Genomic DNA, 23,598 nt, shown 5'->3' with positions numbered 1-23,598 from the left:
GTCGCTCCTGTGGTCCCGCGGCGCCTGCGATGGCGCTGCCGGATCCTCCCTCGGTCCGGCGCGCCGTGCTTGTCGCAGCGCCTGCGTCGCATCGCAGCACAACTTGGACAACGTGATGAAGCAGCACGATGGGCGCGGCGCGCGCCCCCCTCGCGAGAGCGCCCCGCGATCCGTCGCCGCCGGCAATCCCTGGAACCGGGCGACGCCGCGCAATCCACCGTCATCGGCAGGTCCAGCCCCGTCCACCGCGGCCCCTACCGCGGGCAGGGCTGCCGGCAACCCGCGCGACGAAATGCGCTTGTACGGCATCAACGCCGTGCAGGCCGTCTTCAAGGCGCGCCCTGAAGCGCTGCGCAAGCTCTATTTGAGCGAAGCGCGCATTCCGCAGTTCAAGGCGCTGCTGGCCTGGTGCGTGACCCAGCGCATCGGCTATCGCGTGGTGGAAGAGGCCGATCTGAGCAAGCTCGCGGCCAGTGCGCACCATGAAGGCGTGGTGGCAGAGGTGCTGCGCGTCACCCCGCAACCCTTGCAGGAGTGGCTGGCCGCATTGCCGCAGGGCCCGTTGCTGGCGCTATGGCTGGATGGGGTGGGCAACCCGCATAACTTCGGCGCGATGCTGCGCTCGTCGGCGCACTTCGGTGTTGCCGGACTGTTGCTGCCGGCCGGCTCCACGCTGGGCCTGTCCGGCGCGGCGGCACGCGTGGCCGAAGGTGGCGCCGAAGCGGTGCCCTTGGTGCAACTGCCCGACACTGCAACCGCCATGGCGCACTTGCGTCAGGCCGGTTTCGCCATTGCGGCCACGCTGGTCGATGGCGGCCAGGATGTCTTCGCCGCCGCGTTGCCGCAGCGCCTGGTGTACGTCATGGGCGCAGAGAGCGAAGGGATGGACCGCGACTTTGCGCGCGACTGCGATCTGCAGTTGTCGATCCGTGGCAGCGGCAAGGTGGAAAGTCTCAACGTTGCCTCGGCCACTGCCGTCTTCCAGGCCGCCTGGCACGCGCGCGTCCTCACTGGAGCACACTGATGCCGTGTCTTTCTGCGTTGCTGCTTGCGAGCAGTTGTGTGTTCAGCGCCAGCGCGTCCGCTGCCACGCCTGCTGCACCTCCCGAGGTGCGGACCGATCATGGCGCGGTGCGCGGCCAATGGCAGAACGACGGTAGCGCGGTGTTCCGGGCAATTCCCTTTGCCGCGCCGCCGTTGGGCGCGCTGCGCTGGCGCCCGCCGCAGCCGATTGCGGCATGGACGCAGGTGCGCGATGCCACTCAGGCCGCCACACCGTGCGCGCAGCCGGCGCTGGGCTGGAACAACGCCATGGCCAAGCGCGGCACCGAAGATTGCCTCTATGTCGAAGTGCAGACACCGCAGCTGCATCCGGCCAAGCCGCTGCCGGTCTTCGTGTGGATCCACGGTGGTGCGAATGTGGCTGGCGGCGCCGATGGGCATCTTCCCACCACTCTGGTGGCGCAGGACATGCTGGTGGTGACGCTGCAATACCGGCTGGGCGCGTTGGGATTCCTGTCGTTGCCGGAGCTGGCTGATGGCGACAACGCGGCCGCCGGCAATTACGCCTTGCTCGACCAGATCGCTGCGTTGCAGTGGGTGCGCGACAACATCGCGCAGTTCGGTGGCGACCCCGCGCGGGTGACCATCGCCGGGCAATCGGCTGGCGGCCAGGATGTGGGTCTGCTGATGCTCAGCCCGCTCGCACGCGGCCTGTTTTCGGCAGCGATCGAACAGAGCGGCACTGCCGGGTTCGGGTTGCCGGCGCGCAGTCTGGAGGACAACCGCGCACTGGGCGTCAGCATCGCCAAGCGCGCAGGCATCGACGATCCCGCCACGCGCCTGGCGCAATTGCGTGCGTTGCCGGTCGAGCAGTTGCTCAAGGCCGGGCAGGGCGTGGATGTGCCGGCGCTGGATGACGACGGCTACGTCTGGCTGCAGGCGGTGGTCGATGGACGCGTACTGCCGCGCGCGCCGGCGCAGATGCTGGCTGCCGGCGCGCAGGCCAAGGTGCCGCTATTGATTGGTTATGTGGTGCAGGAACTGCGCTATGGCGGCGAGGAAGGAGCCGAGAAGCGGGCGCGCCGCGACTATCCCGAACACGCCGACGCCATCCTGCAAACGCAGCGCGCCGGCATCGCGCAGCGCGCCGCACGACAAGGCAATGCATCCATGCAGTTGTCTACCGATCTCACCTTCCGCTGCCCGGCGGTGACGGTGGCGCAACGCCAGGCTGCGCTAGGTGTGCCGGTGTGGCATTACGTGTTCGATACCGCCGTGCCCGGCGGGCAGGTGACGCATAGCGCCGAGCTGCCGTTCCTGTTCAAGAACCTACCGATCGGCCAGCCACCGGTGTCTCTGCAGCGCTATTGGGCCACGTTCGTGAAGCATGGCAATCCGAATGCCAAGGGCCTGCCGTCCTGGCCGGCGTTTGCGCCGACGCATGCAGGACTGCAGTTCGATGCACGTGGCGTGCAACCCATCAAGGACGCGCGTCCGGCGGTCTGCGCAGGAGTGGATTTGCCGTAACACCATGCTGTTGCAGAACCTGCGCTGCTGCGGTGCGCACGTTTGATGCCATCTCCAGGCGCATGCACTCCGCGCGTAAGGGGAAAGCGGTTGCGCAAACGGGCAGAAGGCCACGTCACGCTGGCGTGCGTCGTTCACCAGGCCAGGGAGATCGAGTCGCTCGACAGATCGGCGAATATCTGCGTCGAGGTTGTCCTGAGCATCGCCGGTGCTGCCGTAATCCCCGCCGTCGTCGATCAGCAGGTAGTGCAGTTTCAACTGCTGCACATGGTCGATATAGCGCTGGATGGTGGCGGTACTCATGCCCGGGTTCGCTATACCGCTGGCCAGACCGCCCGACCACCACTCCCCTGCCGGTTTTCCCGAACCGACCCAACTGGCATCGAAGGCGGGTGGCGGATTGAGTGCGCACATCAGCGTGGATTCGATCAGGCTCGCCGGGTTATCGCTGAGCATGATCGCCCGCTATGGCGTCGCAAAATCGCGGCCCTTGGCGTCGATGTTGACCGCCCGTGTGGGTCGTCCAGACGCGGCGACAGTTTGCGACACAGCACGCGATCGCTGTGTGCACCCTTGGCTGCATCCAACAACGTCGCCGCAGTGTTCGCATTGCGTTGCCGCTTTGTGCCCATCCTGGGGTAGAAGCGGAGTAGGCGCGCTACGGGTCCGACGTTTAAGGCCACGACCAAAAGCAACCGATCGATGACGTCATGCAGCGCCAGCGCGGTCGTGCGTCATCGGCGCGTACAACGCGTAAGCGCCGTTGCCGAGCAAGTGATGCGCCCCCTGGCATGACGCGTGGCCAATGGCAGCCGCTTCAAAGCAACGGCGCGTTCCCCAGACGAACGCGCCGATCTAGGCAATCAGCAGCGCCAGGACTGCTGGGATGCCTGCGCTCGGCGCTTGAAGATCAGCAAGTCGCTGTCTCCGCCTAGCGCCCCAAGCACGCGCCAGCGCGTCACTGCCGCTCATTCGTTCGGCGGTTGCACGCTCTTCGCGCGGCTGCCGAAATCGCCATCGGCTTCGGCTGCGAGATACGCGAACACGGTGTAGGCGGCCACGTTCTGCGCGAGCGCCTTCGGGTCGATCTTGTCCAGCGTGTCGTCGGCGGTGTGGTGCAGGTCGAAGTAGTCGGTGCCATCCTGCGCCAGCCATCCCCAGGCGCCACCCTTGGCGGAAATCGGCCCGACATCCGGGCCGGGGCCGCCCTTGCTCGGCTCATACGCGATGCCCAGTGGCGCAAGCACGTCGGCGATCTGCTTGGTTGCTGCCCGCGAGTCCTCCGGCGCAGCCGCGCCGGTGTTGAACGCGTAGATGCGCCCGGCGCCGAAATCGCTCTCCGCGCCGATCTGATGCAGCGCCATGTCTTTGGCATCGGTGCCGTGCGCGGCGGCATACGCCTTGCCGCCGTACAGACCTTGCTCCTCGTTGGCAAACGCCACCACACGGATGGTGCGCTTGGGTGCCTGCTTGAGTTGGCCGATCAGGTGGCCGGCGGCCATGGTGATCGCCACGCCGGCACCATCGTCGATCGCACCGGTGCCCAGATCCCACGAATCCAGATGCCCGCCGATGACCACCACTTCCTTGGGCTTGCTGCGCCCGGTGATTTCGCCGATGACGTTGTACGAAGTGGACGTGCCATCCCATCCGCAATCCAGCGCCAGCCGGATACGCGTGGTGCCCAACGCGGCAAGACGTGCCAGCTGATTGGCATCGGGTACCGACAATGCGGCGGCGGGCACCGGCGTCAGGCCTTCATCGAACCGGGTGATACCGGTATGCGGGACGCGATGCGAATCGGTGCCGGCCGAGCGCATCACAAAGCCGATCGCACCCTTGCGAATCGCTTCCGACGGCCCCTTGCTGCGCACCGCGCCACCATTGCCGTAGTCCTTGCCGTCGCGCGCCTTGACCATCTGGTAATCGACGAATGCGATCTTGCCGGCCAGCGAGCCAGCCGGCGCGGCCTGCAACGCGGCCAGCGTCTCGAAGCGCACCACTTCGCCTTCGACGGTACCGCCCGGACTGCCGCCCAGTGCGGTGATGGTCAGCGGCTGCGCATGCGCCCCGAGCACGGCAGCACGTTCGCTGCGACGTTCCCATTTCGGAAACGTCACCGGCTCGGTCCACACCTTGTCGAAGCCCAGCGCAGCGAATTTCGCCTTGGCCCAGGCCACCGCACGCGGGTCCGCGTCGCCACCGGCAATGCGCGGCCCTACTTCGGTGGTCAACGATTGGACCACCGCAAAGCCGGTGTTATCGGCCAGCGCTTACTCGCGTAATTGCGCCGCGGTGTGCAGTGCGCTGTCGGAGATGCTGGTCTGTGCGGCGAGTGCGGAAGAGCAGGCGAGTAGGGCCGAGATGGCAACAGCAAGGCGACGCATGCAGGGCGGCTCCAACGACAAGGGGGGACCACGAGCTTATCAGCGCGAAGCCGCCCGTCTGCATGCGAAATGTCATCCTTCTGCGCGAAGTTTCGCCACAAGATGCGCCAGTGGGTTGTGTTCGCTTACAGCGCGCCCGGCGGCTTGAGCGAGTCGTTCTTGAGCGAGTCGCGGATCTCGCGCAGCAGCAGCACTTCTTCGCTTGGGCCTTTCGGCGCATCCGGTTTGCGCTGGGTGAGGCGGTTGATCAGCTTGACCACCAGAAAGATCGCGAAGGCGATGATCACGAACTGCACGACGGTGTTGATGAAATCGCCGTAGCCAATGGCAACTGCCGGAATGTCCTTGCCGGTGGCATCGACGCCGGCCGGCTTGAGCACCCACGCCAGGCGCGAAAAATCCACGTTGCCGATGGCCCAGCCGATCGGCGGCATGATGATCTTTTCGACCAAAGCGGTGACGATCTTGCCGAACGCCGCGCCGATGACCACGCCGACCGCCAGGTCGATGACATTGCCGCGCATCGCGAATTGTTTGAACTCGCTGACCATTCCCATAGTGCACTCCAACTGGTCGCGGACCAACTGCCGCGGCCCGATCGTAGCCGGCCCGATGTCAGCCGGCGATGATGCCGTGGCGCTCGGCGACGTTTTCCAGGCGCGCACTGAACTGGTCGCCCGGCAGCAGCGGGCCCACGCCGGCCGGCGTGCCCATGAAAATCAGATCGCCTGCGCGTAGCGCATAGAGTTTGGACAACTCGTGCAGGATCTCCGGCACGTTCCAGATCATCTGATCCAGCAACGACTGCTGACGCACCTGCCCATTGACCTCCAGCGACAGATTCAAGGCCTCCAGCGCGCCGACTTCGCCGGCATGCACCAGCTCGCTGATCGGTGCGGAGTGATCGAAGCCCTTTGCGATATCCCACGGCAGGCCCTTGGCCTTGGCGGCGGCCTGCAGGTCGCGACGGGTCAGGTCCAGGCCGACGCCGTAGCCGTAGATCAGGCGCTCGGCCTGTTCTACCGGCATCTCGCCGGCCGGCGCATCGCTCCCCAACGCCACCACCAGCTCCACTTCGTGGTGCAGTTCCTTGGTGCCGGGCGGGTAGGGGATATGGTCGCCGTGGCCGACCACGATGGCATCGGCCGGCTTCATGAAGAAGGTCGGCTGGCCACGCTCGGCCTTGGAGGTCGGCGCGGAGGCGCCCATCTCGCGTGCATGGTCGGCAAAGTTGCGTCCCACGCAGTAGATGCGGTGCACCGGAAACGTACCGCCGCCAACCACCGGAATGCGCGGAACATCGGCGGCGGGAATCACATCGTGGGTCATGCGCGCATCCTCAAGAACACAGGCGCGTGAGTCTAGCGGGTTGCCTGTGTAGGACGGAACCGCTGCACTTGCCCCCAGACCATGACACGCAATGGCAGAGCTTGCGAAGCGTCAGGGAGCAACGTCGGCGCTCAGTGGTGGCGCGTGCACCTGGACGAAGTGGCGAGCCGCGCACCGAACGAGCCGCACCGAGCGACTGATCAATGCAACAACGCTTGGTGCCCGACTATCAGCGCACCACATCGCTCCGCGCATGAGAGTGATGAAAGCGCGCTAGCCGATTGCAGGCCAGGTGCGGCTTGCCGAAAAGAATCGTTATCGGTACGGATAGATGCCTACCCGGAGACTGCGCAGCCCGGACGGCGGCGCAGCGCTGCAATCACCCAGCTGTCAGTGCGACAACGGCAGCGCGCGCTTGCGCACCACGTGATACTCGGCGTCGACGACGCGCGTGTGCTGTGGCGTGCGGCGGTTGGACTTGCTCAACAACTTCCAGGCAATGCCGCCCAGGATCATTGCCGCGCCAACGAACACGCTGAAGAAGATCAGCACCGCAAGGATCACCAGACCAGCCAGGCCGGCGGCAACGCGCACCAACGGGTGACGCGGTTTGCGCGGCGCAAGCAAGTGGTGGATGTTGCCGGATTGAAAGATGCGTGCAGGCATGGCGGTGGGCTGCCGGGCAGGAAACGAACGCGCAGTATCGTTGCGGTTTCATGTCATTGAGTGAAAAGTTCGTTAAGTGGCGCTGCGTTTTGCGGATCTGATCACGCTCGATGCGCGTCAAGAGGCGTTGGCACAGCCGTTGTGCCCGGTTGGTTTGAGATGCCGCAGCCGCGCGCATCCGTGTGCCGTTGCCGCGCAGGCGCGCGGTGCTGCCCAGGCTCGCATGCCACAATCCAGGCTCATCGTTTCCGGTCGCCTGCATGTCTTCGCCATCGCCCACCTCGCTTGCCGCGCTGACGCAGATTCCCGATGCCGGGTTTTTGGAAGTGGAAGCATTATTGGATGGTGGCGCCGAGTCGGTGGTGCTGTATCGCGAGGGCGCGCAGGTCCGTGCCTGGTTGAATATCTGCCCGCATGCCGGTCGCCGGCTGGACTGGGCGCCGGGGCAGTTCCTGAAGACCAAGGAAGGGCAGTTGGTCTGCGCTGCGCACGGTGCCGCGTTCGAACTGATCGGCGGCGAATGCGTCAGCGGCCCGTGCCGCGGTCAATCGCTGTTTGCGGTGCCGGTACGGGTCGAGGACGGGCAGGTCCTGCTTGCGTGAGTGCCAACCCGCAACGATCCACTTCGAGCGGCTAGAAACCTGGCGCGCCGTCGTCAGGGGGAACGTAGCGCGAGTGAGCGGGCCGACGTGTAGGCGTGGTCCATGCCGCACCGTGCGCCGGTGAGCGCGGTCGTTCGGGAGTCGCCTAGCGCGCCGCCCACCAGAACATCAGGTTGATCATCGACACCATCACCACGATGTAGATCAGCGACAGCGGTGCGCCCACGCGCCACAGTTCGCGCGGTTGATAGTTGGCTGGGCCGGCCACCATCGAGATCACCGGGTTGGACGCGGTCATCAGGTTGTTGGAGGCCGACAACGCCACGATCAGCGCAAATGCGGTCGGGTTGCCGTTGGCGGCCAGCGCCAGGTTGACCGCGATCGGCACCATCACGATGGTCGCGCCGACATGGCTGATCACCAGCGAGAATGCAGTGGTCAACAACGCCAGGCTGATTTCCAGCGCCCACACCGGGACGCCTTCGGGCAGGCGGTCGATGGTATGGCCGGCGACCCAGGCCGCGGTGCCGCTGCTGTCCATCGCCCAGCCCAGCGGGATCAGCCCGGCCATCATGAAGATGGTCTTCCAATTGATCGAGGCGTAGGCCTCGTCCATGCGCAGCACGCCGCTGACCAGCATGCAGGCCACGCCGGTCATCAGTGTCAGCGCCACCGGCAGGCGCGAGGTCAATGCGATCAGGATGGTGAAGGCGAAGATCGCCATCGCGATCTTGAACTTGTGCGGACGCTGCTCGCCTTTCGGAAAGTCGGTGACCGGCACGAAGTCGCGGCTTTCCGCCGCCTGCGCCAGATCCTGCCAGATGCTGTGGAACACCAGCATGTCGCCGGCACGCAACGGCACGCTGCGCACGTCTTCGCGGATGACCTGCTTGTCGCGGTTGATCGCCAGCAGGCTGATGCCGGCCTGCTTGCGCAGCCGCAGTTCGCCGGCGCTCTTGCCGATCAACCGCGAGTTGGGCGGGACCACCGCTTCGGAAATACCGGCAAGGCTGGGGTTGAACAGGTCGCCCAGGTTGCGTAGCCGCGAGGACATGCGCAGGAAGTGGTTCTGCGCAAAGTCTGTCACGTCCTGGCGCTTGCCCATCGCCCCCAGCACGCTGCCGACCCAGATGCGCATGTCCGCTGGCGGGGCAAGGCGGGTGTCGTTGCCGGTCTTCAGGGCCAGCAGCAGCGGCGCGTCGTGAATGGCTTCGGCTTCGCCCAGGGTCATGCCGACCAGCGGGCTTTCGGCGCTGACGATGAGCTCGAACACATCGCCGTCGATGCCGTAGGTCTTGGCGAAATAGCTTTCGGTGCGCGAGGGCGTGACGCCTTCGTTGATCAGGTTTTCTTCTTCGATCAGCTTGCGGTCGCCGTAGAAGCGGAAATACAGCAATGCGGCGATCAGCAAGGCCACGCCGATCGGCAGCGGCGCGAACATCGTCAACGGCTCGATGCTGGCCATGCCCGAGGGCAGGTTGTTGTTGGCCGACACCAGCAAGTCGTTAAGCAGGATCAGCGGCGAGTTGCCCACCATGGTGAGCGCACCACCCATCACGATGGCGGCGGCGATCGGCAACAACATGCGCTGCAAGGTAAGCCCGGTACGTGCAGCCAGGCGCGAGGCGACCGGCAGGTACAGCGCCATCACCGATGGGTTCTGCATGAACGACGAATTCAAGCCCGAGATGGCCAGCGTCATCATCATCAGGCGCTGCTCGCTGCCATGCGAACGCCGCAACAGCCAACTGGCCAACCGGTTCAACGCACCGGTGCGCTCCAACCCCGCGCCAAGAATGGTGGTGGCGATGATGCTCATCACCGCATTACCGGAAAAACCGCCGAACAGTTCTTCCGGCGCCACCAGCCCGGTGACGCCCAGCACCACCAGCACGATCAACGCCACCACGTCGGCGCGAATGCGCTCGAACAGAAACATCGCCATCGTGAAACCGACCAGCCCGAGGACGAGCTTCATGTCGGTGGTCAGCGTCAGCGCGGTATCCATTGGGGGCTGGGATTCGTGATTCGGGAGTGGGGTTTGGTTGAGCTGCTGCGGCGTCGAGTGTGCGGGAAAGCGCTGTTACGAATCCCCAATCCCGATTCCCGAATCCCGGTCATAAACCAGATCCCATACGCCGTGCCCGAGCTTCTGGCCGCGGGTTTCGAAATGGGTCTGCGGGCGCCAGGCGGGGCGTTCGACGTGGCCGCGCGGGCCGGCGCGGTTGACCAGACCCGGTGCGGCGTCGAGCACGTCCCACATCTGTTCGGCGTAGTCGGCCCAGTCGGTCGCGGCATGCAGGCGGCCGCCATCGCGCAGCTTGCGCACCAGCAACTGCGCAAACGCTGGTTGGATCAGGCGACGCTTGTTATGTCGCTTCTTGTGCCACGGATCGGGGAAGTAGATGCGCACTTCATCCAGCGCGCCGTCGGCGATCTCGTGTTCCAGCACTTCCACCGCGTCATGGTGGTACAGGCGCACATGCGTGCTGCCGTCTTCGTCCAGCGCATTGAGCAAGCGGCCCACACCCGGCGCATGCACCTCGATGCCGATGTAATCGCGGCTGGGGTCCTGCTGCGCGGCAAAGCGCAACGCTGCACCATTGCCGAAGCCGATCTCCAGCACCTTGTGCGCATCGCGTCCGAAGGTGGCAGCCAGATCGCGCGGCGTACCGACGTAATCCAGCCCGAAACGCGGCCACAACTCATCGAACGCACGCTGCTGCGCCGGCGTGAAGCGGCCCTGGCGCAGCACAAAGCTGCGCACCTGCCGCCGGCCCTCTTCGATGGTGAAGGGCTTGGGCGGCATCTTGGCGCCGTCGCTGGTGAACGGGTCGGTCATGGAAGGTCGGTCACGTCAGCAAACACACGCTCCGCGCGTGTGCGACAACCACATCGCGCCCCACATAGGAGCTGAAAGTAGCCCCTCTCCCATCGGGGCGAGGGGGCAGAGCTTGCGCGCCTTGGGCGCGCGTGCCGAGGAGCGCCCGCGACGCAGGCGCGGGCCGGGGCGCAGAGCGGGGGTTGGGGTGAGGGTACGGGCGAAGCGACGCCGGATCCGATCACGCCCATCGTCGAGCGGCCACTGCCTGACGGTTGCGTAATGCAGCCGGTCGAACGCACGGCGACAGCAGACCACCTACTCATCCAATCACACCATCCACCGGGCTCGATGCCGAGGCATAGCGCTTGCGTGGAATCCGCCCGGCCAGAAACGCCTCGCGCCCGGCTTCGATCGCCTTGCGCATCGCACTGGCCATCAGGATCGGATCGCGCGCGCCGGCAATTGCGGTGTTCATCAGCACGCCATCGCAGCCCAGCTCCATCGCAATCGCCGCATCCGAGGCGGTGCCCACGCCGGCATCGACAATGATCGGCACCTTGGCGTTCTCGATGATTTCCAGCAGGTTGTACTTGTTCTGGATGCCCAGCCCCGAGCCGATCGGTGCGGCCAGCGGCATCACCGCCACGCAGCCGATCTCTTCGAGCCGCTTGGCCAGGATCGGATCGTCGGAGGTATAGACCATCACCTCGAAACCATCGGCCACCAGCTGCTCGGCAGCCTTGAGGGTCTGCACCACGTCCGGGTACAGCGTCTTCTCGTCGCCCAACACTTCCAGCTTGGTGAGGTTGTGGCCATCCAGCAGTTCGCGCGCCAGCCGGCAGGTGCGCACTGCGTCTTCGGCGGTGTAGCAGCCGGCGGTGTTGGGCAGCAGGGTGTAGCGATCCTGCGGCAGCACATCGAGCAAGCTGGGGGCGTTAGGATCCTGGCCGATGTTCACCCGGCGAATGGCGACAGTCACGATTTCGGCCGCGGCGGCTTCGGTGGCCAGGCGGGTTTCGTCCAGATCCTTGAACTTGCCGGTGCCCGTGAGCAGGCGCGAACGGTAACGTTTGCCGGCGATGACCAGCGCATCAGAGTGGGGGGGATTCGTCATGTGGCAATTATCACCGATCGGGCGCGGATGCGCCTGCCTGCGCGCTGCATCAACCGCCGCCCAGCGCATGCACGATCTCCACGACATCGCCCTCGTGCAGTACGTGCTCGGCATGCCGTCCGCGCGACACGATTTCGCCGTTGACCTCCACTGCCACACGTCGCTGCGCCAGCCCTTCCTGCTCGAGGAGGGCCGCCAGCGGCAGGTGGTCAGGAAGCGTGCGCGGGCTGCCGTTGAGTTGGATGTCCATGGCATCATTGTTACATCGCGTGCCGCTCCGGCGCGCGTTTTTGCGTTATGCGGCACTGCAGCGTGAGCACGGACGGCGGGGATGAAACCATTGCCATTCGTCGGCGTACGTATGCAGGCCGGTCCGGTCCCACTCACTTCAGACAGGCACACCCATGGCTTCAACATTTCGCCCGATCCGCTCCCTGATGGCCGTGGCCATCGCTATCGCGGCCACCCCGGCCATGGCTGAGGCGGCCTTCGACCAGACCGTATTCTTCGGCGACAGCCTCACCGATAGCGGTTATTACAACCCGCTGCTGCCGGCCGCCTCGCGCGCAGTCACCGGCAAGTTCACCACCAACCCGGGTTGGGTGTGGGCCGAATATGTCGGCGACCATTTCGGCACCAATGCCGCGCCCAACGGCAATGGTCAGACCGGCGACAACTACGCGGCTGGCGGCGCACGCATCCAGGCCAGTTCGGTCAGCGTACTCGGCGCTGCGCCGTCGGTGACCAGCCAGATCAACACCTACCTCACCGCCAACGGCGGCCGCGCCAACCCCAATGCGCTGTACACCGTGTGGGGTGGCGCCAACGACCTGCTCGCCGCGTCCCTCGCGCAGGCGCAGGCGCAGGCGCAGGCCGTCATCGGCAGCGCGGTCACTGCGCAGGTCGGCGCCGTGGCCAGCTTGCAAAACGCCGGCGCGCGTTACGTGATGGTGCCGACCATTCCGGATGTGGGCCTCACCCCGCGCTTCCGCGCTGGCGGCGCTGTGGGAATGGCGCAGGGCACCGGCGCGGCCACCGCGTACAACACCGCCTTGTTCAACGGCCTGCAGTCGGCCGGCCTGCGGGTGATCCCGGTCGACACCTTCCATATGCTGCAGGAAATCGTCGCCAACCCGGGCACCTACGGTTTCAGCAATGTCACCAGCACCGCCTGCAACCCGGCCGTGCCGCTGCCGGCCTGTAACCCGACCAGCCTGGTCGCCGCCAATGCGCAGAACACCTATGTGTTCGCCGACGGCATCCACCCGACCACGGCGGTGCACCAGATCCTGGGCGAATACGCCATCTCGCTGCTGGAAGCGCCGCGTCTGCAGCAGGTGCTGACGCATTCCGCACAGGCCGTCGGCCGCGCGCGCGCCGATCAGGTGGCCTGGCATCTGGACGGCAAGCCGGACGCAGATGGCCTGCGCTGGTGGGGGAGCGTGCGCGGCGACATGCAGCGCTACGGCCACGCCGACCTCTACGACGGCATGGCCCCGGCCGGCCTGTTCGGCGTGGATTGGACTGCGGGCGACCTGGTGTTCGGTGGCTTTGCCGGTTTCGGCCGCATGGACGCCGATTTCGGCAACCGCAACGGCAGCTTCAAGCAGGACGACACCACCCTGGGCGGTTTCTTCGGCTGGTACACCGGCCCGGTGTGGGTCAACGCCCAGGTCAGCTACAGCTGGCTGAGCTACGACGTGGACCGCGAAGTGCAGCTTGGGCCAGCCACGCGCGTCCATAGCGGCTCGCCGGACGGCAGCAACCTCACCGCCGCGGTCAACGCCGGCTATTCGCTGGGCGAGGGCAACGTCAAGTACGGCCCGGTGGCCGGCCTGACCTGGCAGAAGATCAAGCTCGACGGCTACACCGAAAGCAACGACAGCTCCACCGCGCTGGGTTACGCGAACCAGGACGTCGACTCGCTGGTCGGCCGCGTCGGCTTCCAGGTGCGTCTGGACGGTGCCATGGTCAAGCCGTACCTGCAGGCGACCTACGACCACGAGTTCAAGGACGGCGGCGAAGCCAGCGCCTGGCTACAGTCGATGCCGGAAGTGGGCATGTACACCGTTCCGGGCCAGAATTTCGACCGCAACTACGCCACCGTGGTGTTGGGTGCGCGGACCGGCCTGTGGGGCCTGCAGAGCAATGTCGGCCTGAGCACCACCACGGCCCAGCGCAGCGCCCGCGACGCGACCTTGTTCGTGAATTTCAGCGGCAGCTTCTGAGGCGCGCGGTCAGCCACAGGTAGCCAGCAAGACACGAGGGCCGGGTAACCGGCCCTCGTTCTGTCAGCGCACATTGCGCCAGACACCTGCACCCGCATAAACTCTGCCAGCGCCATGCGGGCGTAGCTCAATGGTAGAGCTGTAGCTTCCCAAGCTACTGACGTGGGTTCGATTCCCATCGCCCGCTCCAGTCTTGCGAAGTTCAGCGCTAAGCTCTTGATTGTGCTGGTTATTTTGCTTGGTTGAAGACCGCCTCGAACGACCTTCCAAGGTATCGTTTGAGGTATCGTTTTGCCAAAGCCCCTCTTGCTGCATCGGCCGTCAGGCCTCTACGTGCGCTTCTTGGTTCCTGTTGATTTGCGGGGGCAGGTCGGCTCGCGTTTTCTGGTTCGTCCTCTCCATCTTCGCCCCGGCGATACTGCGCGTCTGGTGTCTGCCTGCATGGGGATGGCACTATCGAACGCGTTCCAAGCATTGAGGCAGGGGAAGCCGGTGGATCTGGACGAAGTGCTGCGGCGCATCCGAGAGCAAGGACTGCGCGAACTCACATTGACCGATGTGACGCTGCCTAATGGCACGCGTCTGGGCAAGGCTCAGATCGACACGCCCGAGGACGCAGCGCTGTTTGCTGAGTTGCTGCGTGAGCCTGCCACCGAGCTTGCCGCACCTGCCAAGCCAAGCGGTTGGCGCACCGGGAAGGCCAAGGCGTCTGGCCCGCTGCTGTCCAAAGCGATTGCTGATCACTTGGGGGACTTGGATCGCGCGAAGCTCCACAGCAAGACAGTGCTTGAAAGCCGCCACTCATTGCGTTTGTTTGCCGGTGCGGTTGGGGCAAGACCTGGCAGTGTCCGCGTTGACGGCAGACCATGTGCGGGCATTTTTCGATGTCGTGCGGTGGTGGCCGTCGAATGCGACCAAGCGCGAGCCATATAAGGGCCTCGCAGTCATGGATGTTGTGGCGCTTGCCCAAGCCCATCAAGTTCCCGAGCCTGCCGCTTGGACGGTTGCCAAGCATCGGCAGCGCTTGTCGGTGTTTTTGGTGTCGCTCGTGTCGGCGGGGCTTTTGGCGAGCAATCCGTTGGCCGGTATCCGTGCGATTTCGACGCCTGACGCAGACGACACGGGCGAGCCCTTCACCGACGACCAGTTGAAGGCCATCTTCGATCCGGTGGCTTTTCCTGCATGGGCCAAGAAGTATCCGCACAGATGGTTCGGTCCGATGCTTGGGCTTTACTCAGGGGCGCGCGTGAACGAGATCGCGCAGCTTCGGGTGGAGGACATCGACACGATCGATGGTGTGCCGGGCTTCTTCGTGCGACAGGGTGGGAAGGGACAGAGCGTCAAGAACAAAAACAGCCGCCGTTTTGTGCCGTTGGCCAAGCCGGTGATCGATGCCGGTTTTCTGGTCTACATCGATGAAGTGCGCCAAACGGGGCACACGCAAATCTTCCCGCATCTACCCAATAGCACCGGACTGGGCTTTGGTCGACAGTTGAGCCGACAGTTTTCAGTCTACATTAAACGCCAAGGGATCACGGCGAAGGGGCAAGGCTTTCATGGCTTTCGCCATACGATCGCTTCGCGTCTGGATGAGGCGGGTGTATCGGCCTCAGCCATTGCTGCAATCACAGGTCACGCGCGAGGGCAGGGGGTGTTTGAAAAGTTCTACATTGATCGACGAACGCTTCCGGATCGTGTGGCGACCTTGGCGCGATTTAGGCCGCCGGTCATTATTCCTGAATACGAAGAAGCTCTTTATGTATGGCTCGAATAGTTGCGTAAACGAATTTATGGAGTGGCAGATATGGTCGAAGTGGTAATTTGCGAAATCGTCGTTCCATATGTGGCTGGGGAAAAGATAAAAGAGAATATCCAGTTCATCGTATCAACTGGCGGAGTCTCTCCGAAACAGGTTGGTGATTATTTCGAAAGCTACGAAGAGGCTTTGGAGAGCTTGGATAAAAATTATTTTTTGGTTTCATCATCTGGGAATCAAGGATTTTTTGGAATAAAAGCAAGTGCTCATCAAGACTCAATCGTCAACGTCGGCGTAACGTACGAATCAAATTCTGTAATCGCTTTTGAGCCAGATATTGGTGTGGCGGTGATGGAGCTAATAATTTGGGAGGGCGGGGTCGGGCACGCGAAGAGATCAGAAAGTCAGCCCGCGTCGCGCTACATGTTAGCCCAACTCGGCATGGGAAGATTGAGTATTATGGAAATTTTCTCCCAGCCTGATCAAGCTAGGTCATCGCTTCTAGTCCTGAAGGCTCAAAGGGAAGCAGGCGCTAGCTATCGAGCTAATTTAGGATCGGATCATTCGATTTGATATTTTTGGTGCGTCGTGATCATTTCAAATAATTTTGTTTATTTCCTGATCTTTCCAGGCTACTAAGTATTTCGGTTCCCAGTGCGTGGCGTGAGAGCGCCAGTGGTTGATGCAAAGTTCAGTCGCTTTGTCGGCTTTTGCCTTCGCTTCGTCGGCAGGTAGGCGGGTGAGTGCTGCGAGGAAGGCTTTATTCCAAAATTGTTCAACTTTCATGTGGGTTTTATCGATTGGGGTGGCTTGCTTTTTGTAATCGAATAATGGGGCATGTCAAGTCGGCAGTTCTGTTGATAAACTAATTTGATAATCTGAATGAAAATTGCGTCTTTGAGTGCTCTTGCCGCCGCCAAAGAAAAGTTGGTGGGGGAAATCCGTAAATTGGAAGAACAGGAAATTCAGCTGCGCCAGCAGCAGTCGTCCGAAGCCTGCTCGGAGGTCATTAGGCTGCTTGATCAATACACCGGTCATTTCACTGCAAAACAGAAGTCGGAGATTGCGGCTCTGATCGGTGCTGTTGTGGCCAAGCCGAGCAAGGCTCCCCCTGCAAAAGAGGTGGCGCCGAAGTATTGGTTGCCCCACAACCAGGAGACATGGTCAGGGCGTGGTCGTCCGCCCAAGGCCTTCACCATCTGGGAAGGTAGCGCCTCTTATAAGGAATGGAAGGCGAAGCACCCCAACGAAAAGTTCCCCAAGTATCCAGGGTGAACTTGAGAAGGTCCTATATGTCAGGGCCGTTGTCTGGTGAGGGTTTTCGAGCCTCCCTGAATTCCGTGGTGGTTCAATCTCAAGTTTTGAGACCTAATCGCTACAAGCTTGTCTCGTCGAACGACAATCGGAGAGATACCATGCGTGGAAGCTTCAATTCCGTTTTGAAGCCCGTGATCGAGGGGGCGAACCAGACTTGGATGGTGGAGGCCATTGAAAGCAAGTTGATCTGGTTGGACTGCCTAGATGAGGGTCCGGAGGGAATGAATGCACGCAAGCATGCGCAGAAGCAGCTTAAAGAATTGAAAGGCGTTGTTGCAGAGAATAATTCACTCAGATTCGTTTACTTTATCTGCTCTCGCGATCGCGTTCGTATCTCTACAGTTAAAAATTCAAGATATTCGAAATGGCGGGATAGGATGTATCTCTGGCTTGAGATTGGGGGCTCCAGAAAGCTTGAGCAGATCCACTTCCCTTGCCCTATAAGGGGGCTTGATGATGCTCCGTTGAAAGTTCCTTTCAGAGTTACCGACAAGTTTATAACTTTCGATGTTTATGATCTTGGCCTTGGCGGGAAAAAGAAAGTGAGTATGGATTTGCACTCTATTTTAGAAATGCAGGGTGTCGACCTGGGTCATGTGTCGCGAGTTGAATATGTCGGCACAACGTTTTACCCAGATTTGCGAGTCCTTCCCGCCACAAGTCCTAGCGCAAACGGCGGGCATGATGGTTACATTCGCAGTCGAGAAGCGCGCTCTTCGGATGGTAGTGATCTTTTTGTCTATTTCCATTCCTTGAAAGCTAATATCATATCTGCACCAAACAAGTATGGCCTACTGTTTGCTGGAACAAATTATGCTGCGGGAATATTGGGTGCTGCCGATGAAGGGATTCTCATGGAAAAGGCTCTCATTGCGTATTTTGAGCCTAAACAAGCCGGGAACCTTGAGGCGGAAAAGTCTCGCCTAGTCAACATGGCGAGAAAGAATAATGTTACCGAGATCAGGTTGGGCCTTGATTTTGTAGCGCCTGGAAGCTATTTCACTTACGGAAGTGAGGTTGCCCCTGCTAGTCCAAGTATTTTGGCGACAATAAATTTTACCGATCGAGGAGTTTTGATTGATCGCCATCTGGACTCGTCGCTTGAAGAGCTTATGTCTTCGAAGTGGTCTATTTATAACGACGCGACTCCGTAGAAATCCCCTCAGGGAAAACCAAGAAAGCGCATTTTGACCATGTGCGCGGTAATGGCAAAATCCATTGCTCTCCCATGCCTCAAAGGCATGGTGCAAATGCAGCCGAGTGATTGAAGCAAGCAGGGCCATCCGCGCCGTTGGTTGGGTAAACTGTATGCCGAAAAGGCATACGATATCCTGCGCAGCCTCGCTCGTCTCAAACGGCGACGGATCAAACCCAGCATCAAGCGCAAAGAAAACGATGCGCAATGACCGCTTTCGCCTCATTGATGCGCTCTGGTCACAGTAGACAGGGGCTGCTGAGGGGATGTGGTTCCAGTAAGGCGTCACACAATAACCGGCCGAAGCCTGGCATCCATTGTTCATCAGGAGGCCAATTGCGTAGTATCGGGCAGACGCTCCGGGAACTTGCCAAGCGACTGGCGCTCGCAGCGAGCAGGGAGCGCGTCGGCCAGGAGCATTGTTGGCATGCCAAGGAACTTCATTGTTGCAGGGGATCCGACCAGCGGTGGCGGGCATGTGATTTCCGGATCTCCATTCACGGACATCGACGGAAAGCCGCTCGCACGTGTGGGCGACCGCGCCTTGTGCCGAAAGCACAATGGCAGCTTCGCCATTGTGGGCGGCAACCTAACGATCATGATGGACGGCCAAGCCGTCGCGCTTCACGGCGATTACTTGGCGTGCGGCTGCCAGGTGCTTTCCAGCAAGCAATCCCGCGTATTTCTCGATGAGGGCCCAGGGGCAGCTGCAGCCAGCGCCGCGGCCGAAACCCTTCCGGGGGCTGCGCTTCTTGAAGCGATCGCCCAGAAACCGCCCGTGTGTAAAGAGTGCTTGCTGGCCGGCAGCCAGTCGGGCGCTCCGGTCATGAGGCGCTGACATGGACTACGCGCTGATCGATGCCGCTGCGAGTCCCGATGCGGCCCCCGCTTTGCAGCCCTACATGGAGGCCGGCCTGGCTCGCTCCCTCTTCGAGCGCCAGCCCGAATCATCGTTGGCCGACGCTGGACCTTGGCTGGTTGTTTTGGACGGCCATGCCGGGCTTCGGCATCTGCTCCATGTCATGGACCGCCGTCCGGGCGCGGTGGCGAGGCTTGGAGCCGATGTGGGCTTCGAAGCTCTGTTTGATCATTTGGAAGGTTGTCTGGATCTGCGCTTGGCCGACGGAAGTCTGGCCATGTTTCGGTTTTGGGATGGCCGGGCGCTCTATCGGGTCTGGCAATTGCTGACCCCCGCCCAGCGCAAAGCGTTTTTCGGCCCAGTCACGCGCTGGTCTGTGCGATTGCAGGGCCAGATGTGGGAGCTGGATCGGTCGCAGTTGGAGACCTCGGATGCTTGAGCTGGATGCCCGACAGGAAGCGCTGCTGCGCTTGCCTGACCCGTTTGAGTTCTCACCCCGGCATCCGCCGCGACATGCCCCAGTTGGTGAGCCGTATGAGCGACCAGGAACTCTTGGCCGAGACCGATCGCTGCTACTTTTACGCTTCCCATGAGTTGGGGATCACCCGTTTGCCCATCTTGGTCCGATGGACAAAGGCCGATGTTGGGAGCGGGGGAGAACTCCACCGCAACCCCGACATTGATCTCGCCATGCGAAATGCGGCCGATCCCAATCTCAAAGCCGCAGACATTCTTGGGGCGCTGGGCTCCATGCATCGTTGGCCCAAGGAGACGCCCTGATGGTCGCCATTCCGATTCGATGGGGGCTCAAAGAGCTGGCCGAGCGGGCAGCAGCGGCAATGGCAGCCGCTGCGGCGGCGAACGCTGCCAAGGATGCGACCAAGCCTGATGTGAAGGCGCGAGAGGCCGATTGCTCGCAGACGCCCGACGCGACCCAATGCAATCAGTGCAAGCTGACCAATGGCCGTGTGGGGCAGCCACCCACGCCGCGCTATATCACCAAGGGCAACCGTATCAACTATGACTACCAGCTCCAAATTGCGAACATGTTTGCCGGACCTGAGCGGTTTGGCTATGTGGAGCGCGGCGACAACACCGACACGATCGTCAACATCGAGTTGAACGCCATCAAGGACTTCTTTGGGGGTGGCGGCAAGTATGTGACGTTGGAGTGGTTGTTTGGCGGTATTGCTTTCGATGGCTTCTGGCGCAGCCGCTGCACCGTGGTTGAGGCCAAAGGAAACTTTGGGCACTTCTTTGACGAAAACGGGGACTTTGGCAAGCCTTTCGCGCGCGGCGTTGTCGGTCAATGGCGATCGTCCTTCATGAAGCAGGCGGCGATCGTGGCTCCAACGAAGCCGCAAGGAAAGCTTGAGTGGCACTTCATGGACCAGTCTGCTTATCTGGCAGGACTTGAAGTTGGAATCCCTGCTGCGTCCGCAAGATTTACTCCTTATATCCTTGGTTCTTTCCCATGAATTTTACGATGGTCTGTCGTTTCCCTTCGCAAAGCCTGACCGCTGAGGAAACGTATGAAGAGGCGGCTCGTTGGGTCAAGCGGCTAACAGAAGTGGGCCCGGAGTTTCGTGACTGGTGGGCCAATCCATTGAGTCCGGAAGATCATTTTGTGGCGTTTTCTGACAGGCCTGCCATTGTCTCTCGCCTACGAGGCGAGAATGATGACATAGGCGAGGAGTCCTCCGATGCCTCCCCGGGCGCGGGCAACGGGATCTTGTTGACGAATGCTGGCAACGAAAAAGATTGGGCCAAGAAAGGGAAAGTTTCGCTGTCCATCGAACCAAGTGCGGGAGACCTCCGCTTCGGAATAAGCGGGGCGGAAAAGTTGTATGCGTCGCCTGTGGACATTGCTTGGCCATTGCTGAAAGCACTGGTTTCGGACTCTCGGGTGACGCTCGCTCAGACAAACGTGAAGCAGCGTGTCAACAATGAGTTGCTCCTTTACAGCGTCGATCGAGCGCCATTCCCTCACCGTGAGTTTCTTGGCTGGATGGGCTATCTGCCTCATGTTCTTAATTCCCAACAGGTCCCGGATGCGGCACGGCTTGAACGGCTGAGGAGCGGAACCCTGATCCTGTCGACGCCCCTGCTTGATTTATCTGACCCCCAAGCCATCAAACAGGCCAATCAAGTAGAGATGAGTCTGGTCGATCTGGACTTGCTTCCGGTCATTGATCCGGACTTGATGTAAAGCAGATCAAAAAATTCTCTTAAACGAGGCATGGCACGTCTGATCGTGCACGAGAGTCGGGCTGATGCTGCTCATCGAGCCGGTTTCGCCAAATTTGCTGTTACGGCAGGTCTGATCGCAGGGTAGTTACCCGAAACAATGCTTGGGGAAGCACGATGTCTGAGCAGGTTGAGAAGCTCTTTGATGGGTCCGACGCGCTGTTAGAGGCCTTGGGGCCGATCACAGCGGCTCCGCCGTTTGATCAAACGGCCAAGCTGCAAGTCTGTCGCGCACTTTGTTTGCTTTCGATTGAACATGCCGTTGCGATTCGCTGTCTTCTTGCAGTTGATGCGGGACCATCGACGGTTATCATCCACCGCGCGCAGTTCGAAGCGCTGGTGAGAGCCGTCTGGGTCTTTTACTGTGCAAGCGATGATGAGGTGGCCTGCTTGCAAGACGAATTGACGCCGACAAGTGAATCATTAGCTGCTCGCTTGCCCATGCTCTCCAAGATGCTCCAAGCTCCGGAAACAGTGAAGCAGGCAGCCGAGCCATTGCGGGCGTTTTTGGAGATCAAGAAATACTCTTGGGCGGCACTCAACTCGTTTGTCCACGCGGGTGCACATGCACTTCATCGGTTACGAACGGGCCTCCCGCTTGAGCTCGTGGAGCTGGTCGTCAAACAAAGCAACGCGTTGGTGGTGATGGCTCACATGCAACTCGCGATCACAACTGGTAGCCAAGACGCGGTGCGCTGGGTCGCCAAGACGGCGGATGGCTTTTCCGATGTGCTTTCTCCACGAATACGTTAGGATTTTCAGGCAAGCGCCATCGCCCACAGGCTGTCATGCTGATGAGTGGCAAGCTTGCGGTGTAAGGTTCTCGCATTAAGGCCTGAACAAGTGAGGGGGGCGGATGACGAACATCGGGAAGGCGGAAAGCTTCTACGACGGATTTCTTCGTGCAGCACTTGAAGTCATCACGAAGCGTGATGAGCGCGAGGCCATCATCGACAGCCAGGACTTCGATGGCCTAAAGCAGCGACTTGATCGCTCACCGAGCACGACGCGCTTCACGCAGCCGATGGCCGAGTTCTACCTCGGTATCCCGAGACGACAGTTCGACAAGCTCAAACGAGAGCACGGCAATCCCTTTGCAGGGAGCAAAAGCTCACCACGATCCATCACCAAAGCCGAGCTTTTGACGTGGTATGCCCAAGTCACCAAAGCACGCGAAAAGATCCAAGAGCCGATCTCGGGCAAGTTTGGCCGAACGCGGAAGGGCTTTCCCTTCATTGTGATTCGCGAGTCCTCAGAAAAAATCAAGAGCGTGGTCTCGCACGCGGGGATCACGGACCTCGACATGAGTGCGATTGAAGAAGCCTTCCGCGATGGGGCAACGGTGGTGGCTCTGACCATTGATCAAGCCTTAGCGCTACCTTGGCAGTCAAATGGCGAGAAGAGGCTTTGGCGAAATGCCTACCGGTCGCATCTGCTGACGGTCCATGCAGCCCAAATGGCCTTGCTGGATCGCCAGGAGCTGGAAGAGGACACAAAGCCCGTGTAGCGTGACCACCCACCCTACGTAACGGCTGCCTGGCGCATCTTATCGTCAGGATTGTAGGCAACGGATGAATGGTTGTTCAGCGACCCGGGACGACCTCGTCCTTTAGCTATCCGGGCCTGATGCATAGATTGCGTTCCGAAGCTTGGCAAGTCGCCAAGCACGGAGAGCAAGATGAAATACACTATCGAGATTAATGCGTATGCCCAAATCGTCCACTGGGCAACGATTGAGGCGAGCTCGCCAGAGGAAGCACTCTCCAAATGCGATATCAACGCGATTTCTTACAGCGACTTTGATTTCGACCAATGGCAGAGCGCACCTGAGATCCTTCGCATCGAAGATGAAACAGGAACGCTCATTGCGTGCGACTACGAGGATGATGTTCCTGACATCGATGATCTGTAAGTCCCATTTGGGCTTCTCTAATCGACTGACGCTGTCACGCTGCGATCTTGACGAAAGGCGTGATGGCGTTAAGTTGAAGGGGAAGAGAGAAAATGGACCAGACACTTAAAAGAAAGATTAGACAGGCAGTGAAGCAGGGAAGCGAGACGTATGTGACATCGCTCTGCCTGGATCAAGGTGACATCGATGCTGCTGCACGCTACGCCATTGATGTTGCAATCACGAGCGGCAAGGAGAGCTTGGTCGATCAGTTGGTTCCACTGCTGTCAAAGTCATTTGAGGTCTATCCGCTTGATGTGGCTGCTAAGGCGGGTTCCGTGCGAGCGGTCGAGCAGCTCATGGCATTTTGCGATGCAGAGGATGACGAGGCATTGGTGCTTGCTGCCAGGCACGGGCACACGCAGTGCGTCAAACGCCTGCTCAAAGGGGGCAATCCCCTCCAAGGCGATTCTCAGGCGCTGTATGACGCAGCGCGCCATGGCCACGCTGATGTCGTCTTTCAGTTGCTTCTATGCTCGGACGCCAAGGCGAGGGACAGTCGGGCGCTGATCGCCGCTTGTCGGGAAGGCCACTTGGAAGTGCGACGTCCCCCCGATTTTGAGTAACACGGCAGTTTGGAGTCCAATTCTTAGG

General features: G+C 61.4%; 24 protein-coding genes, 1 tRNA gene and 3 pseudogenes. 18 read left to right on the top strand and 10 right to left on the bottom strand.

Features of this window, described 5'->3' with window-relative positions:
- The first annotated feature begins 115 nt into the window (after window positions 1–115).
- Window positions 116–1,024 carry a TrmH family RNA methyltransferase gene (locus tag XBLMG947_RS16565; protein ID WP_065469744.1) on the top strand — a complete coding sequence of 303 codons (909 nt, stop codon included), beginning with the start codon at window positions 116–118 and terminating at the stop codon, window positions 1,022–1,024.
- The gene (locus XBLMG947_RS16560; protein ID WP_065469719.1) at window positions 1,024–2,529 is read left to right on the top strand and encodes a carboxylesterase/lipase family protein; all 1,506 of its coding nucleotides are present in this window, start codon (window positions 1,024–1,026) and stop codon (window positions 2,527–2,529) included. The genes XBLMG947_RS16565 and XBLMG947_RS16560 overlap by 1 nt, the downstream gene beginning before the upstream one ends.
- Before the next feature lie 107 nt (window positions 2,530–2,636).
- Here XBLMG947_RS16560 and XBLMG947_RS21810 read toward each other — a convergent pair.
- The 5 genes and pseudogenes from XBLMG947_RS21810 to XBLMG947_RS16535 all read right to left on the bottom strand — a co-directional run.
- A pseudogene (locus XBLMG947_RS21810) lies at window positions 2,637–3,071 on the bottom strand (glycoside hydrolase family 97 catalytic domain-containing protein); the annotation flags it as partial.
- Between the two features lie 426 nt (window positions 3,072–3,497).
- Complete coding sequence (locus XBLMG947_RS16550) at window positions 3,498–4,799, bottom strand: M20/M25/M40 family metallo-hydrolase (RefSeq protein WP_245228223.1); 1,302 nt, start codon at window positions 4,797–4,799, stop codon at window positions 3,498–3,500.
- 242 nt (window positions 4,800–5,041) lie between these two features.
- Window positions 5,042–5,473, bottom strand: a complete 432-nt coding sequence (gene mscL, locus XBLMG947_RS16545; protein ID WP_065469718.1) for a large-conductance mechanosensitive channel protein MscL — start codon at window positions 5,471–5,473, stop codon at window positions 5,042–5,044.
- 58 nt (window positions 5,474–5,531) lie between these two features.
- Window positions 5,532–6,245: a fumarylacetoacetate hydrolase family protein gene (locus tag XBLMG947_RS16540; protein ID WP_065469717.1), complete on the bottom strand. Its 714-nt coding sequence runs from the start codon at window positions 6,243–6,245 to the stop codon at window positions 5,532–5,534.
- 390 nt (window positions 6,246–6,635) lie between these two features.
- A complete protein-coding gene (locus XBLMG947_RS16535; protein WP_065469716.1) occupies window positions 6,636–6,911 on the bottom strand; it encodes a hypothetical protein in 276 nt (91 codons plus the stop codon).
- 260 nt (window positions 6,912–7,171) lie between these two features.
- Between XBLMG947_RS16535 and XBLMG947_RS16530 the strand changes: the two genes are divergently transcribed.
- The gene (locus tag XBLMG947_RS16530; RefSeq protein ID WP_065469715.1) at window positions 7,172–7,513 is read left to right on the top strand and encodes a Rieske (2Fe-2S) protein; all 342 of its coding nucleotides are present in this window, start codon (window positions 7,172–7,174) and stop codon (window positions 7,511–7,513) included.
- Between the two features lie 145 nt (window positions 7,514–7,658).
- Here the strand turns inward: XBLMG947_RS16530 and XBLMG947_RS16525 are convergent, their stop codons facing one another.
- The 4 genes from XBLMG947_RS16525 to thiS form a co-directional block, all read right to left on the bottom strand.
- Window positions 7,659–9,521 (bottom strand): SLC13 family permease, encoded by a 1,863-nt coding sequence (locus XBLMG947_RS16525; protein ID WP_065469714.1) that lies wholly within the window; start codon window positions 9,519–9,521, stop codon window positions 7,659–7,661.
- A gap of 75 nt (window positions 9,522–9,596) precedes the next feature.
- On the bottom strand, window positions 9,597–10,355 hold the full coding sequence (gene trmB / locus XBLMG947_RS16520) for a tRNA (guanosine(46)-N7)-methyltransferase TrmB (RefSeq protein ID WP_065469713.1): 759 nt from the start codon (window positions 10,353–10,355) through the stop codon (window positions 9,597–9,599).
- Window positions 10,356–10,656: 301 nt separating this feature from the next.
- On the bottom strand, window positions 10,657–11,451 hold the full coding sequence (locus XBLMG947_RS16515; RefSeq protein ID WP_065469712.1) for a thiazole synthase: 795 nt from the start codon (window positions 11,449–11,451) through the stop codon (window positions 10,657–10,659).
- A 49-nt stretch (window positions 11,452–11,500) separates the two neighbouring features.
- Window positions 11,501–11,701, bottom strand: a complete 201-nt coding sequence (gene thiS, locus XBLMG947_RS16510; RefSeq protein WP_065469711.1) for a sulfur carrier protein ThiS — start codon at window positions 11,699–11,701, stop codon at window positions 11,501–11,503.
- A 187-nt stretch (window positions 11,702–11,888) separates the two neighbouring features.
- On the opposite strand from thiS, the gene XBLMG947_RS16505 reads away from it, so the two are divergent.
- The 4 genes and pseudogenes from XBLMG947_RS16505 (at window position 11,889) to XBLMG947_RS22790 (ending at window position 16,008) form a co-directional block, all read left to right on the top strand.
- Window positions 11,889–13,679, top strand: a complete 1,791-nt coding sequence (locus XBLMG947_RS16505) for an autotransporter domain-containing esterase (protein ID WP_065469710.1) — start codon at window positions 11,889–11,891, stop codon at window positions 13,677–13,679.
- A gap of 116 nt (window positions 13,680–13,795) precedes the next feature.
- Window positions 13,796–13,869 (top strand) — tRNA-Gly (locus XBLMG947_RS16500).
- A 48-nt stretch (window positions 13,870–13,917) separates the two neighbouring features.
- Window positions 13,918–15,453 (top strand): annotated as a pseudogene (locus XBLMG947_RS16495) (site-specific integrase).
- Between the two features lie 30 nt (window positions 15,454–15,483).
- Window positions 15,484–16,008 (top strand): hypothetical protein, encoded by a 525-nt coding sequence (locus XBLMG947_RS22790; RefSeq protein WP_139074418.1) that lies wholly within the window; start codon window positions 15,484–15,486, stop codon window positions 16,006–16,008.
- A 24-nt stretch (window positions 16,009–16,032) separates the two neighbouring features.
- Here the strand turns inward: XBLMG947_RS22790 and XBLMG947_RS22785 are convergent, their stop codons facing one another.
- Entirely contained in the window at window positions 16,033–16,221 is a 189-nt protein-coding gene (locus XBLMG947_RS22785; protein WP_139074417.1) for a hypothetical protein, read from the bottom strand.
- A 96-nt stretch (window positions 16,222–16,317) separates the two neighbouring features.
- On the opposite strand from XBLMG947_RS22785, the gene XBLMG947_RS16490 reads away from it, so the two are divergent.
- The 11 genes and pseudogenes from XBLMG947_RS16490 to XBLMG947_RS16440 all read left to right on the top strand — a co-directional run.
- Window positions 16,318–16,710: an H-NS histone family protein gene (locus XBLMG947_RS16490; RefSeq protein WP_065469709.1), complete on the top strand. Its 393-nt coding sequence runs from the start codon at window positions 16,318–16,320 to the stop codon at window positions 16,708–16,710.
- Between the two features lie 140 nt (window positions 16,711–16,850).
- Window positions 16,851–17,906, top strand: a complete 1,056-nt coding sequence (locus XBLMG947_RS22780; protein WP_139074416.1) for a hypothetical protein — start codon at window positions 16,851–16,853, stop codon at window positions 17,904–17,906.
- 468 nt (window positions 17,907–18,374) lie between these two features.
- A complete protein-coding gene (locus XBLMG947_RS16480; protein ID WP_065469707.1) occupies window positions 18,375–18,785 on the top strand; it encodes a PAAR domain-containing protein in 411 nt (136 codons plus the stop codon).
- Between the two features lies 1 nt (window position 18,786).
- Window positions 18,787–19,245, top strand: a complete 459-nt coding sequence (locus XBLMG947_RS16475) for a DUF4123 domain-containing protein (RefSeq protein WP_065469706.1) — start codon at window positions 18,787–18,789, stop codon at window positions 19,243–19,245.
- Between the two features lie 95 nt (window positions 19,246–19,340).
- Window positions 19,341–19,586 (top strand): hypothetical protein, encoded by a 246-nt coding sequence (locus XBLMG947_RS16470; protein WP_245228219.1) that lies wholly within the window; start codon window positions 19,341–19,343, stop codon window positions 19,584–19,586.
- Window positions 19,586–20,284 (top strand): Tox-REase-5 domain-containing protein, encoded by a 699-nt coding sequence (locus XBLMG947_RS16465; RefSeq protein ID WP_065469705.1) that lies wholly within the window; start codon window positions 19,586–19,588, stop codon window positions 20,282–20,284. The genes XBLMG947_RS16470 and XBLMG947_RS16465 overlap by 1 nt, the downstream gene beginning before the upstream one ends.
- Window positions 20,281–21,015 (top strand): Imm52 family immunity protein, encoded by a 735-nt coding sequence (locus XBLMG947_RS16460; RefSeq protein WP_065469704.1) that lies wholly within the window; start codon window positions 20,281–20,283, stop codon window positions 21,013–21,015. The genes XBLMG947_RS16465 and XBLMG947_RS16460 overlap by 4 nt, the downstream gene beginning before the upstream one ends.
- Window positions 21,016–21,170: 155 nt before the next feature.
- Window positions 21,171–21,806 (top strand): DUF6988 family protein, encoded by a 636-nt coding sequence (locus tag XBLMG947_RS16455; RefSeq protein WP_065469703.1) that lies wholly within the window; start codon window positions 21,171–21,173, stop codon window positions 21,804–21,806.
- Between the two features lie 103 nt (window positions 21,807–21,909).
- Window positions 21,910–22,560 (top strand): hypothetical protein, encoded by a 651-nt coding sequence (locus XBLMG947_RS16450; RefSeq protein WP_065469702.1) that lies wholly within the window; start codon window positions 21,910–21,912, stop codon window positions 22,558–22,560.
- 171 nt (window positions 22,561–22,731) lie between these two features.
- Entirely contained in the window at window positions 22,732–22,965 is a 234-nt protein-coding gene (locus tag XBLMG947_RS16445) for a hypothetical protein (RefSeq protein WP_065469701.1), read from the top strand.
- A gap of 92 nt (window positions 22,966–23,057) precedes the next feature.
- A pseudogene (locus XBLMG947_RS16440) lies at window positions 23,058–23,543 on the top strand (ankyrin repeat domain-containing protein); the annotation flags it as partial.
- Window positions 23,544–23,598 lie beyond the last annotated feature (55 nt).

Origin of the sequence: Xanthomonas bromi, from assembly GCF_900092025.1 — a bacterium.
Lineage (GTDB): Bacteria > Pseudomonadota > Gammaproteobacteria > Xanthomonadales > Xanthomonadaceae > Xanthomonas > Xanthomonas bromi.
This window is presented reverse-complemented; position numbering and strand designations above follow the sequence as displayed.